This is a genomic window from Streptomyces lasalocidi (genome assembly GCF_005280215.1).
Taxonomy (GTDB): Bacteria; Actinomycetota; Actinomycetes; order Streptomycetales; family Streptomycetaceae; genus Streptomyces; species Streptomyces longwoodensis.
Map to the genome: position 1 here is coordinate 6,329,251 of NZ_SZNQ01000001.1, position 12,074 is coordinate 6,341,324.

Below are 12,074 nucleotides of genomic sequence, written 5' to 3' on the forward strand. Positions count from 1 at the left end.
CAGCTGCCCGGGACCAGCAGCAAGGTGGAGCATCCTCATTCAGGCCGCCATCGAGGCATGCGCTGCCTACCTCATCGTGCACGCCGACGAACTGGTCGCTGTCGCTGGCTAAGCCCGCGACGCGCTGCCTCCCTGCCGGTACACCGCCGAAGCATTCAGTTCTGTTTGCCGTGGCGGACCTCCACGACGGGCAGCATGGTGACGGTGGCGGGGAGGCCGAGTTCCCGTGGTGTGGGGCCTGCGGGTGTGGGGATGTCGGTGAGCCTGGCCAGGAGTGCATCGATGGCGGCTTGGCCGTCGTCGACCGCGGCGCGTTCGTCCTCAGTCAGGGGGATGGAGGCGAGCATGCTCTGGAGGTTCTCCTTGGCTTCGAGGAGTTGGGCCTTGCTGGAGCCTTTGGGGGTGTAGAAGTCGCAGCGGGCGCAGGCCATCCGGTGCTGGCACTGTTCGAAAAATGAGTAGGTGCACCAGCCGTGGCCCAGGTCGTAGTACTGCCAAGGCTCGCCGGTGGCCGCCCTCCCGGAGGCGACGGCGTCGCGGTCGACGAGGACCTCGATGGTGCGCACGTTCCGTGCGAAGTAGCCGGCCTCGCTGTATGCCTTGGCCAGCGTCTTGGGGGTGATCTTCGCGTAGAACTGGGTGGAGGTGGGTGACCGGTGTCCGAGCCATGCCTGCAGTTCGAACAGGCTCATCGGTTCCTTGGCGTTGTAGAGCTGGCTGGCGATGGTGCTGCGGGCCCGGTGGCTGGTGATTTTGCCGCGGACGTCGCTGGTGGGGACCCCGGCCTTCGTGCACAGCGCCGGGATGATCGTGCGGTTGATGTAGTCCTTGGAGACGCGGTTGGCGCGGTGGGCGAACAGGAAATGCACGCGCTCACCGGTCTTGGTGTCCAGCATCACCGGCTGCTCGGGGCGGATGGCCTGCCAGACCTCGACGGCCTGCCCGAGGAGCGGGTCGACGGGCTTCGTGAAGCTGATACCGGTCTTGTGGGTGGGAACGTCCAGCAGGCAGATGGCGTCGCGGGCGAGGACGTTGGCGGCGTCCGGGCTGACGTCCGTGCCGTCGTGCTGCCAGCGGACGCAGCCGGTGCGCAGGCGACGGATCTCGTCGCTGCGTTGGCCGCTGAACAGCCAGGTCAGCGCCACGGCTCGGGAGAGTTCGAGGGGATAGCGCGGGCCGCTGCTGGTAGTGGGCAGGTCCTCGGAGGCGAGGTTGATGCCAGCCCACAGCAGCTTGGCCCACACCTCGTCTGCGATCACGCGGGGGTTGGGACCCAGCAGTGCGCGAATGCTGCGGGGCGTCTCCAACGCACGTCCTGGATCGAACCGGCGCGGGATCCACTCCCATTCCTGAAGGTCGCGGAAGAAGGCGCGACTGGCGGTGAGCGCACTGTCCTTGGTGGAGGGGGACATCGGATCTCCGAACACACCACGGGTGGCGGTGCGTTCGACGTAGTCGCCGATCTGCATCCGGTCCACCGTCGCCACCCAGGCCGCGCAGGTCGCCCTCGTCCACTGGGTGGGCTCGCTGATCTGCGGATGTTCGGCGGCCAGCCACCGGCCGATACGGGCGAGATCCTGGCGGTAGGCCATGCGAACGTTGCGACTCAGCGTGGAGGTGTCGAACCACCGGCAGACCATCTCGGCCCACGGCGCCGGCACATCCGTCCACCGCTGGGCCCGCAGCCCCGCCAGCAGCGTCTCATTGCGCGCGACGGGCGGCTCGCACCGGCCCAGCGCCGCCAACGCCCGCTGCAGCGAGTGCAGATCACCGGAAGCCCTCCCGGTCGAACGCACCGCCTGACGCAACCGATCCAGCAACGCCGCGTCCATATCCGCCAACAACGGGCTGCGATTGAGGAGCATTGCATGCACGATCAGGGTGCGCACCGAGCGGTTGCCCGCCGTGTCCAAGCAGTAGCCCCAGCCGCGCAGCAGCTGGTAGACGGTATCGACCTCACGGTCCACGATCTCGGGGCCGAAGACCGTCCGGGCCAGACGCAGCCGTTCAAAGCGGAGGAACAGAGCTTCGTCCACGGGCGCGCCCAGGAGGTAAGCGTAGGCGAGCAGGCGGGGGCGGCATGCCTGCGACGCCTGCGCCGGCCACTGGCGACTCCACTCCTGCGCGTCGGGCCCGATCACACGAGTCCACGCGCTCTGGTCCCAGCTCCACCACGCCGAACCGGCCTCGGCGGCGCGCACCAGCAGCATACCGACCACCTGGTAGTCCACCCACCGGTGGTGTCCGGCCTTGTCCGGGATCCACAGGCAGGAACGCGCCTGCTCCAGTGGGCCGAGCAGCCGCGCCAGCGCAGCGCGTTCCGCCCTGGTCAGCCGGGAGGAGTGCAACAGCCGCGGGCGGGCGTGCACCAGCACCGTTCGCTCCTCGGCGCTCAGTTGCGGGGTCCGGTCCCAAGACGCACCGTCCAGTTGCCGCAGAGGAGGGCACGACGCGTTCCCGACGGCTCTTGGTGGTCTCCGCCCGCACGCGCACCAGCCGCCGACCCGGGTCCAGGTCGTCGGTACGCAGCGAGCAGCTCCTCCCGGCGCAGGGCCGCATCGTAGGCCAAGGCCAGCATGAGCCGGGTGCGTACCGGCTCGGCAGCGGCGACCGCCAGGATGGCCTTCCACTGCTGGTCGCTGGGGATCCAAGGAAGCTTCACCAGCCTCCGCACCAGCCCCCGCTGCTGCCCACTGCCACGGGCCCCCGGCGTGTAGCGTCCCCGGCCGACAGGATTGTCCTGGCGCAGCCCCTCCTCTACCAGGAAGTCGTAGAACAACCGCACCGACACCAGACGCTGCTGGAGCGTCGCGTTCGACAACCCGGCACCGGAGTCCAGCGCTACGACGTTGCTTCCCCGGCGGCTCGGTCGTGAGCTCAACTCGCGTACGTACAGCGCGACATGGGCTCGAGTGGCCCGTACCGGATCCGCACTCTCCCGCTCGCACAACTCCAAATACTCTGCCAGTCCCCGGGCGTAGGCATCGATCGTCGTCGGCGCCCGTCCCAGGTCCTGCCACACCTGCAGCCAGGCCGCTGCCTGCTCGTGCCGACCGAGTATCGGCCACTTCTCCCTCAGCTCGACCATCTGGTATCGCTGATCCCTTCAGTCCGTGGGTTCCCGTGCGACATCACCAGCCTCGCAAGTGATTCCACGTAACTTCTAACGCCTACCTCACGGCGCCCGACGGCAAGGTCCGCCTCGGCTATCTCCCCGAAGGCGCTGACGACGGACTGTGGCGCATCAACGCCTACAAGGACGCCTTCGGTCCGCCGGCCTGGGGTGTCTGCTTCAACGACGCCGCGCCCACGGAGTTCGTCACCGCTTTCACCACCGCCCTTGCCGAGGCGTACCGGCAGGGCCCGGACCACTACCTTGCCCGCCCGCTCGCCGGAAGCGCCGACCGTGACCCCTTCCTGGCCGTCGACCCGCTGATCAACCGAGGCTGGCAGTTCAACCGCCCGCACCTGAGCACCTTCGCCATCACCGCACCCGACGGGCTCGCCACGCTGGAGTACACCACCGGCGACCTCGACCCGGCGATCGAACTGGACACTCGCGACGCGCGCTGGCACCTGTGGGCCGGCACCTCCTCAGCCCGGCCCTTCTGGTACTTCACGGCCAGCACCGACACCCCCGCTGCCCTTCTGCGGGCCGTGACCGGGGCCGTGGCCGACCCCGCGCCCCTTCCTCGATGGCGGGGCGACACCTCCAGCTATGTCAAGGACCACGCCCGGCTCTCCCCGGTCCTCCCGTCGCGTCCGCCGTCGCCCACTCCCCTCGACGTCCGGCGGGCCACCGCGTCCCGCCGTCCGGCCGCGCTTCCCGCGGCCAGCGTCCCGCGCTGGAGCACCACCAGCCGACCTGCCCTGCCCGGCCCACGCCGCTGACCCCAGCCCAACCCCCGACCGGAGACCCTCGTGTCCCTGCAGGCCCCCGAGTTCTTCACCGAGCTGTGCCTCCCACTCCACGACCACGCCGTCGTGGGCAACACCTACTACGCCACTCCCGTCCCGGGCACGCCGCTACGGCTGCGGATCGACTTCACCCGCACCATCCACGCGGACACCTATGGCGGGCTGCGTGTCGCAGTCGTCCACCCGGAACGCGGCGAGATCGACGCGGTGGCGCTCAGCTTCCTGGACCACGGAACCTTCCACCGCCGCGACGAAGCCACCAATACCCGTCCGAACACCAAGCAGTACGGCACCTTCGACACCCACCACCGCCCCGGCCGCCCGCCGTGGGACGGGGCCGTCACCAGCGGGCTGCGCGATGCCATCGAGCAGTACACGGCCGTCTGGTTCCCCGGCGCCTGGGCCGCCTCCGCGCCCAAGCGAGCGGCCGGTCGAACCCCGCGCAGAACTCCGCCCCCGCCGACCACCCCCGCCGGGGCCCGCACCCGCTGATCCTCATCCCGAAACCCGCACCCCGCGCCAGCCACCCAGCAGGAGCCTCTCCTCGTGTTGCCCCATCCGCCCTCCGACCCCTTCAAGGATCTCGACCCCGCCCAGACCGTGAGGGTCCTCCCGCGTCACCTGGCCGGTCCCGGCCAAGCAGACCTGAAGACGATCTGGGCCTTCCCCTACGACGAGGGCTGGCACCTTCACCAGGGACTCGAAGGGATGATGTTCGCCATCAGCCCCTGCGCCCGGCTGTGGACCCGCTTCGCTCCCGAACCCGAGGAGCGAAGCCAAGGAACGTGGACCATCGGCATGGACCGTGTCCCCTTCGGCCCACGGGCCTGGGAGATCACCTTCGACGCCACCACCCCCGCCGAACTCCTGCGCGACGTCCACGCCGAGATGCTCGACCTGTACCTCGAAGACCGCCACAACGACCAGAACCACCTGTTCGAGGACGCCACGGCCCCGCACGAGGTGTACACACCGCTCCTCACCCGCGGCTGGAGCCACAGCGTCAAAACGGACGGCACACAGACCTTCCTCCCACCGGACGGCCTCGGCGGCGTGCGCCACCGGTACGCCACCACCCGTCCCGAAGGCCCTACCTGGCGCGCCTGGGGCGGATACCCGAGCGAACCCCACTGGCAGGCCCAATTCTCCGCCGCCGCTCCCACCACCCTCGCCGCGGCCTTCACCGCCTCGCTGATCTCCACCGAACCGCTGCACCGGGCCGTGAAACAGATCCCCTTCCACACCCGCCGTCACCTCTACGCCGCACCCGCTGGGGCCCCGCAGCCACCCAACCGTCCGACCCCCGCGATCCCACCCACCGGCCCTACGACCGGCCGCACCCGCTGACCCCGACCGATCAAGGAGTCTTCTCCCTCGTGCACGCACGTCTCGTCCGATCCGCCGCCGCCCTCGCCGTCGCCGCGGTCGGCACCCTCACCTGGGCGCCGGCCGCGAGCGCCGAGCCCTCCGAACCGACCCCCTTGGCCTCCGCCGAGACTCCAGCCCCGGACGCGGGCAGCGTCGAGATCACCACCAAGGACACGGCCGGAGACGCCCTGCCCGGCGCCGAGTTCCTGCTGCTCGACTCCGCCGGCCAGAAAGCCGGACACGGGACGACCGACGCCCAGGGGAAGCTGACCTTCTCCGACCTCGCGCCCGGCGTCTACCGGCTCAAGGAGACGGCCTCCGGCAGCCCGCTCCACGAGGTCGTCGCCGACCAGGACGTCATCGTCACCCCGGGCGCGACCACCCGGCTGACGATCACCGACCCCTTCAAGGCCGCTAAGGTCCTCCTGCAGGCCAAGGACGACAAGACCGGCAAGCTCCTGCCCGGCGCAACCGTGAACATCAGCACCGGCACCTCGACGCTGCTCACCCTGACCACGGGAGCCAAGGGCACGGCCTCCGGAGAGCTGCCCATGTCGAGCCGCAAGGCCCAGTTCTGGGTCAAGGAAATCAAAGCCCCTGCCGGCTACCACCTGTACAAGCCGACCAAGACGTTCACCGCGGCTCCCGGCGCCCCGGTGACCGTGACCGTCACCAACGCCAAAACCACCACCCCGAAGCCCGAACCCTCGGGCAAGCCCACGCACACGCCCACCGACACCCCCGCCGGCCCAGGCAAACCGAACAGCGGTACGGGAAGGGCCACGCCGTCCGCGTCGGACAGTGACACACCGGAACCCGGCTCCTCCACCATGGCTGCCACCCCGGCCGGCGACTCCACACCGAAGACGCCGACGGGTTCCCTCGCCCACACCGGCGCTGACGCCACGCCGTGGCTGATCGGCGGAGCGGCCGTCCTGATCGCGGCCGGTGGAGGCGCCCTCGCCGTGACACGCCGCAGTCGCACCAACAGCCACACAGAAGACTCCACTGGGAGCTGACTGCACCCACCCTTCTTCACTGCACGGGCCCCCGCAGCCCAGATAGACACCCTGTTGGCGACCGCCAACAGCGTCCTCCCGGGTGCGGGGGCCTCCGTGCGTGCTTAGGCCGCGGTGCTGGCGACCAGCTCGTGGACTTCGGCCGGGCGTGGAGCAGCTGTCCTGTGACATCGAACCTTGAGCGTGTGTCACCGAAGGTTGATCGCTACCGGCACCCCTAGCAGGCCGTTGGGGGAGATACGCCCGATGGTCAGACAGCGCGTAGCCGCGGCCCCTGGAGAGCTTCCGGCTCCTCAACAGGGGTGTCGGAGGTGGCTTCTGCCGCCCCCTCTGCCGTGTCCTGGGCCGCGGGGCGGAACTTCGTCTTGAGGTGCGGCGTCACCCTCATGGTGGCGACGGTGAGCGCACCACCCGCTACCGCGGAGACCGCGACAAGCCCGGCGACGGCTCGTCTCCCGTTGAGCAGGTCCGCGTGGCCGACCAAGTTCCGGGCGCCGTCGCGCAGGAGCGTGCTGTACCCGCCGCTCGCCGAGTTCGACAGGGCTGTCCCGACCGCGCGCTTCACCAGCATCAGTTCCCAGACCGAGCCACCCCAGCGAATGTTCATGAGGCCACTGTAGGAGGCTCCGGGGAGAGGAAGTGGCGGTTTCGCGCGTATCTCCTCGCGTTCACCATCCGCTGACTCACAGGCCTTGAGACGAGCCGCTCGCGCCGGCTCCCGGCACCGTGACACCCAGGTCCCGGGGCTCTCGCCCCGGGACCTGCCATGCGGCCCGAGGTGGCCGGCACCCCGTCATGGCCCTGCCCATCCGCGCCCACACAGATCGGCACCGCCGTACGTCAACGCGGCACCAGCCACGATCTCACCCACCACCAGACAAGAGGCGCGCCGGATACAGGGCTTCATCCAGGAGCGCCCCTCTCGGCCCGGCCTACTGACGGAAGAGAACGACTGTCTGCAGAACGACGTCCGAGTCGGGGCGGTCCCGCGTGGTGGGCACATTGGCGATCGTCTTGACGACGTCCTGACCGGTGACGACCTGGCCGAAGACGGTGTGCTTGTTATCCAGGTGGGGTGTCGCGCCCTGGGTGATGAACCACTGCGAGCCGTTGGTGCCGAGACCGGAGTTAGCCATGGACACCACGCCGGGACCGCTGTGGCGCAGCTCCGGGTGGAACTCGTCGGCGAACTTGTAGCCGGGGCCGCCTGTGCCCCACCGGTCGGCCTGGTCGGGGTAGCGGCTGAGGGGGTCTCCGGCCTGGATCATGAAGTCGGGGATGACCCGGTGGAAGCGGGTGCCGTCGTACATCGGCGTGCCTCGCATCGGCGTCCCCGTCTTGGGGTCCTTCCAGTCGGTGGCGCCTGTTGCCAGGCCGGCGAAGTTCTTGACCGTGTTGGGCGCGCGCTCTTCTTCGAGGCGAATCACGATGTCGCCGAGCGAGGTGACCACGCGGGCATGGAGCTGGCCGGAGCCAGGTACGGAGATACTGGGAAAATGCACAGTCGGTGATCCTTCTGGGTTCGTGGCGACAACACAGCCGCGGTGTCCTGTCCAGCGCGACTCGGTTCGCTGGTGATGGACAGGCGCGTAACAGTGCCTGCGAACGCCTTACCGTTCAGTCCTGGGGGCGCCGCAGGAGAGCGCGGACTACGAGAAGGGCGTGACCTCCCATTTGGTGTTCTCGTGGAACTGAGGCCAGAACAGCCTGCTCTTTTGCACGCAATCAAGCGTGTACGTGCCGTCTTCCTCGTCTGAACGGGCGACCAGGAAGTACGGTTCGTCAGTGTCGGACGAGATGAGCCCGTCCTCCATCTTCCAGGCGGAGAGTCCGTTGGCGCCGGCCCCCTTCATCGTGGGCCAGTCGTTTTCCTGAGCCTGAAGGACGAACCGGCCGCGGACATCGAACTTCGTACGGCACACCAGTAGGTTCCTTGAATCGCTTGTGTCGTAGTACCAGCCTTGGAGGCCGTTTTTCCCCGAGGGCAACGGAGTGGTCAGGAGGGGCTGGGGGTGGGCGGTCCGGGTGTATGTGATCTCGTCACCGCCCCTGTTGTTAGCGGAGCCGAGGGTTTTCACACCGCCGGGCACGGCAGTGATGACGAGACCGCTCCGCACATTGGTGATGAAGAAATCGCCGCTGGGGAATCCATTGCTGGCCATGGGTGAACCTCCATACGTGGCTGTGGCGTCGATGGGGGCGTTCCCGCCCGCATCGCTGCCATGCGGGTATTCACCCGTTCTGGTGGATAAAGGGTAGAAAGCTCGTTGTCTACCGAGATCCCGATCCTGGGGGAAGTGCCCGACGCCGACGGGTCGTTCGCTCCGGCCGACCGGGGCGTCTGCACGGTCGATCCGTTCCGAGGTGGCGCCCTCGTCCGGCAGCGGTCGTCACTACAGCGTGACGCAAGTCTTGTCTTCCAGGCGCCGCCCGGCTTCTTGACGCGCCATCGGGCGAAGCCGTCACCCACACTGCCACGCAGGGCGTACACCCAGCGGACCCCACCCAAGGCCATGCCCACCAGCATCCCGACGACCTGACCGCACGACCAGGGATGCCAAAGAGCCATTGAGGAACTCGGGGCGGCGGTCACTGGTCCAACTTCAATGGCAATTGATCCAGGTTCAGTGTCAGAGGACAGGCAGTTCGCCGGGGGCAGACAGGAAAGATCTCGGAAAGACTGGCCAACGGGCGCGAGAGCATGTCAACGTAGACGACCTTGCTAGAAACCCCAGGTCAGAGAGGTGATTGCTCGTGACCGTAGCCCCTGCGGGCCCCGGTTTCTCCACCACTGTCGAGGCCCTGCGACCGCGGGAGTGGCAGCTCGGCCCCGGTCAGCCGACTCTGGTCCTGGACCAGTTCTCGGCCGAGGACTTCCACCTGATCGTTGATGATCGCGCGGACGTGCACGTCAGCTCCAAGGACGGCCGGTTCTACCTCGGTTGGTTTCCGCACGGCCGACCCGGCACGGACGGCGAGGGGTGGAAGATCGCTGTCACCGGCACCGCCCAGGTCCGCGGCTACCACATGTCGTTCGACACCGAGACGCCGGCCGACATCGTCGCCGCCACCGTGGCGAGGGTGCTGGAGACCGCACGCCGCCTCTGACAGCGCGGCCACCGATACATAGCGCCCGCCCTGTGAGCGCTGGCGGTGCCGTAGGCCGGCCTGGCTCCACCGCCCCCGTTTCCCCCGAACCCCAGGAGGCTGTCCGTGACGTCCCCGGAGATGACCGTCGGCGATCTCATCGATCTGTTGTCCGGCTGCGACCGGAGCGCTCCGGTCCGCCAGGCCATGAACCCGTTCTTCCCGATGGCGCACCGCTTGGCGCAGGTCCTGCAGTCGGTCGATGAGACCGGCCGGACCGTTGTCTATCTCGCTGAAGGGCGGGACGAGGACGCGCAGCTCGGCCACCTGCCGCCGGAGGTTGCCAGCGCCCTGACGTGGCAGGGCCCCGTCCAGGCGCCCCCGCGCCGCCCTCGCCGCCGTGCCGGCGGCAACTAGACCCGCACCGAGCCCTTGGAGGCGCCCCTGTACTCCGACCTTCCGCTCGACCAGTCCGCCCCGCGTGGCGGTCAACCCGCGTTCTGGGTCGGCCCCCGGCACTTGGCCGGTGACGATGGACGCCTCTACGACGTCGTCGCTGACGCGCTCGCCGGCCTGGGCTGGACGAGCCTGACGATCGTCCGCGGACGGCACGAGCCGGACGAGGAACCGGAGGACCGCCAGGTCCTGCGCAGCACCGTCCTGCACATCAGCCCCGACGCCTTGCGCTGGGCCCAGTGGGGCCTGGCGGACGAACCGTTCCACCTGGGTGGGCTGCCGGTCGCCTGGCAGATCTCCGCCCGAGCCGAGGCGAGCAGCCCGCTCGCCCAGTGGTCGGCCTACTTCACCCGTGACGTCCCCGGCGAGGCGGTGGTCGACTTCCTCGTCGCGCTCGACGCAAGCAACCAGCCTGCCTCGGCGCTCGCCGCCCCCGACCTGGTCCTTGACGCTGTCGCCGCCCACGGCTGGCTCCGCGACATCGACCAACCCCAGGCGGTGGCGACGGACCCGACCTTCACCTCGCACATCAGCCTGGGGGAGGTGCCGCCCCTCATCCAGGACGGCGACCTACGGGCCCTGTCCGCCGAGGACGACGAGACGGGACCGGCCGGATGGCAGGCGTGGGCCGAGCCCGTACTCGGCGCCCCGCTTCTGTGGGTGGCCTCGTTCGCCGCCAGCGTCCCGCACGAACTTGTCGCTGCCTTCGCCGCCTCCCTCAGCTCGACCGCACCGGTCCTGCGGCGGGTCCTGCCCGAGGCCACCCAGGAGCGCCTCCTGCGCGCGCCGGCCATCTAACGTCCCGCGCACCCCTCTCGACGATCGCAGTCCGGCATCCTCCCAGTTGGGGGTGTCGGACTTTCTTGTTTGCCGGGCGAAGTGGCCGGTCGGGTCGTCCGTGCTTAGCCCATAACGCACTGCTGCCCCCGACCCGCGACGGTCGGAGGCAGCAGCGTGACGTGCACGCAGGTCAGCTCGTGGCCGTGGCCTTGGCGAGGGCCTTGTCGAGGTGGCGGTCGACGAGGGCCGGGGAGCCGGAGAGGACCAGCAGCAGGCTGCCGTCGCGGATCGCGGTCTGCTTGACCACGGTGCTCCGGCCCCCGGCGATGAACGTCAGGAGCTGGCTCCACTGCTCATCACCGCCGGCGCTGGCTGCGGGCAGCTTCTGCGAGGTCACGTCGACCGGGGTGCCACCGGCGACGACCTGATAGGCCGGGCAGCCTGTCATGGCATCGAAGATCCGGCCGGTGCCGTCGGAGAGCTTTTTCACGCTGTCGCTGTACAGCTCCTCGGAGATCTCCGAGGAGCTGCCGCCGTAGGTGAAGTCCGCCTTCGCCTCGTGCGGGAAGGCGAGCGTGCCGCCAGTTGCTGCGTCGCCGCCCAGCTCGTTCAGGGCCGGGCAGCCGATGACGGTGACGTCGTCGTGCTGGGCCGGACGCTGCGGCTTGGGAAGGTAGCCGCTGCCGAGGTCGCGCGGGCCGAGCAGGCGGGACTCGAGCGCGGCCGAGGAGAGCGCGGCCGACTCCTTGGCGGCGTCGGTCGGCTTTCCCGTACGGGAGGAGGAGGTCCGGTGCTTGGACCCGGTGGTGTCGGTGGAGCAGGCGGGCACGGCGAGGAGGGCGGCGGTGATGCCGAGTGCGGTGGTGGCGACGCGAACGCGCATGACGGAACTGACCCCTTGGTGCTAGGCGACGGGTGGTCAGTGCGGGCCCGCGGGCCCGGTGGGGTCGTAGGAGTGGTGGTCAGTGCCCGAGGTGGCGCAGGCAGTCCTCGAACGTGGCGTGCGTCGAGTCCGCCGGCCCGGAGTGCCGGTTGTACCAGGCGGTGTCGATGCGGGTCTCCAGCTGCTGATGTCCGGCCCGGCAGCGCAGCCAGATCTCACCGCGGGTGGAGAGGATGAGCCAGTCCCGGTACGCGCCGCACTCGGCGCAGGTGGCCATCTCGCCGTCGAGGACCAGTGGCTGCTTCCACGGCATCATTTTGCCTTCGACCTGGTCGTGGCTCGGCACCCGCAGCTCCGGCGGGAGGAAGTCGTCCACGATGGCGGTCGGCTCGGCGGGCTGCGGCTCGGGTGCCGGCACTCCGATGCCGGGCGGGACCTGTCCCTGCATCCGCGCGTGCAGCTCGGCGAACCGTTTCTGAGCTTCGCTCGGCCCCTTGGCCCTGCGGCGTATCCGGTGAAACACCCTGGCGTCCTCCTCTACCTCGGCACCTCGTCCTGCGCGT

At 69.4% G+C, this 12,074-nt stretch carries 13 protein-coding genes and 1 pseudogene; 7 read left to right on the forward strand and 7 right to left on the reverse strand.

Annotated features, from left to right (window positions below; all coding sequences use genetic code 11):
- Window positions 1-155: 155 nt before the first annotated feature.
- A complete protein-coding gene (locus tag E4U91_RS28595; protein WP_241678717.1) occupies window positions 156-2,375 on the reverse strand; it encodes a tyrosine-type recombinase/integrase in 2,220 nt (739 codons plus the stop codon).
- Window positions 2,376-2,392: 17 nt separating this feature from the next.
- Complete coding sequence (locus E4U91_RS39160) at window positions 2,393-3,088, reverse strand: site-specific integrase (RefSeq protein ID WP_241678718.1); 696 nt, start codon at window positions 3,086-3,088, stop codon at window positions 2,393-2,395.
- A gap of 77 nt (window positions 3,089-3,165) precedes the next feature.
- Here E4U91_RS39160 and E4U91_RS28605 point away from each other — a divergent pair.
- The 4 genes and pseudogenes from E4U91_RS28605 to E4U91_RS28620 all read left to right on the forward strand — a co-directional run.
- A pseudogene (locus E4U91_RS28605) lies at window positions 3,166-3,891 on the forward strand (SPDY domain-containing protein); the annotation flags it as partial.
- 30 nt (window positions 3,892-3,921) lie between these two features.
- On the forward strand, window positions 3,922-4,410 hold the full coding sequence (locus E4U91_RS28610) for a hypothetical protein (protein ID WP_137309485.1): 489 nt from the start codon (window positions 3,922-3,924) through the stop codon (window positions 4,408-4,410).
- 54 nt (window positions 4,411-4,464) lie between these two features.
- Entirely contained in the window at window positions 4,465-5,265 is an 801-nt protein-coding gene (locus E4U91_RS28615) for an SPDY domain-containing protein (protein WP_137309486.1), read from the forward strand.
- 29 nt (window positions 5,266-5,294) lie between these two features.
- Window positions 5,295-6,305, forward strand: a complete 1,011-nt coding sequence (locus E4U91_RS28620; protein WP_137309487.1) for a SpaA isopeptide-forming pilin-related protein — start codon at window positions 5,295-5,297, stop codon at window positions 6,303-6,305.
- Window positions 6,306-6,555: 250 nt separating this feature from the next.
- On the opposite strand, the gene E4U91_RS28625 is transcribed toward E4U91_RS28620, so the two are convergent.
- The 3 genes from E4U91_RS28625 to E4U91_RS28635 form a co-directional block, all read right to left on the reverse strand.
- Window positions 6,556-6,912, reverse strand: coding sequence for a hypothetical protein (locus tag E4U91_RS28625; protein WP_137309488.1), 357 nt, complete (start codon window positions 6,910-6,912; stop codon window positions 6,556-6,558).
- A 325-nt stretch (window positions 6,913-7,237) separates the two neighbouring features.
- On the reverse strand, window positions 7,238-7,756 hold the full coding sequence (locus E4U91_RS28630; protein ID WP_277755339.1) for a peptidylprolyl isomerase: 519 nt from the start codon (window positions 7,754-7,756) through the stop codon (window positions 7,238-7,240).
- Window positions 7,757-7,954: 198 nt separating this feature from the next.
- Entirely contained in the window at window positions 7,955-8,467 is a 513-nt protein-coding gene (locus tag E4U91_RS28635) for a hypothetical protein (RefSeq protein ID WP_137309490.1), read from the reverse strand.
- 592 nt (window positions 8,468-9,059) lie between these two features.
- On the opposite strand from E4U91_RS28635, the gene E4U91_RS28640 reads away from it, so the two are divergent.
- The 3 genes from E4U91_RS28640 to E4U91_RS28650 all read left to right on the forward strand — a co-directional run bounded on the left by E4U91_RS28640 (window position 9,060) and on the right by E4U91_RS28650 (window position 10,646).
- On the forward strand, window positions 9,060-9,413 hold the full coding sequence (locus E4U91_RS28640) for an SPDY domain-containing protein (protein ID WP_137309491.1): 354 nt from the start codon (window positions 9,060-9,062) through the stop codon (window positions 9,411-9,413).
- A gap of 105 nt (window positions 9,414-9,518) precedes the next feature.
- Window positions 9,519-9,809 (forward strand): hypothetical protein, encoded by a 291-nt coding sequence (locus E4U91_RS28645; protein WP_137309492.1) that lies wholly within the window; start codon window positions 9,519-9,521, stop codon window positions 9,807-9,809.
- Between the two features lie 15 nt (window positions 9,810-9,824).
- The gene (locus tag E4U91_RS28650; protein ID WP_137309493.1) at window positions 9,825-10,646 is read left to right on the forward strand and encodes an SPDY domain-containing protein; all 822 of its coding nucleotides are present in this window, start codon (window positions 9,825-9,827) and stop codon (window positions 10,644-10,646) included.
- Between the two features lie 172 nt (window positions 10,647-10,818).
- Here E4U91_RS28650 and E4U91_RS28655 read toward each other — a convergent pair whose 3' ends face one another.
- Together E4U91_RS28655 and E4U91_RS28660 are read right to left on the reverse strand one after the other, a co-directional pair.
- Window positions 10,819-11,511, reverse strand: a complete 693-nt coding sequence (locus E4U91_RS28655) for a hypothetical protein (protein ID WP_137309494.1) — start codon at window positions 11,509-11,511, stop codon at window positions 10,819-10,821.
- Window positions 11,512-11,590: 79 nt separating this feature from the next.
- Window positions 11,591-12,034, reverse strand: coding sequence for a hypothetical protein (locus tag E4U91_RS28660; protein ID WP_168218176.1), 444 nt, complete (start codon window positions 12,032-12,034; stop codon window positions 11,591-11,593).
- Between the last annotated feature and the right edge of the window lie 40 nt (window positions 12,035-12,074).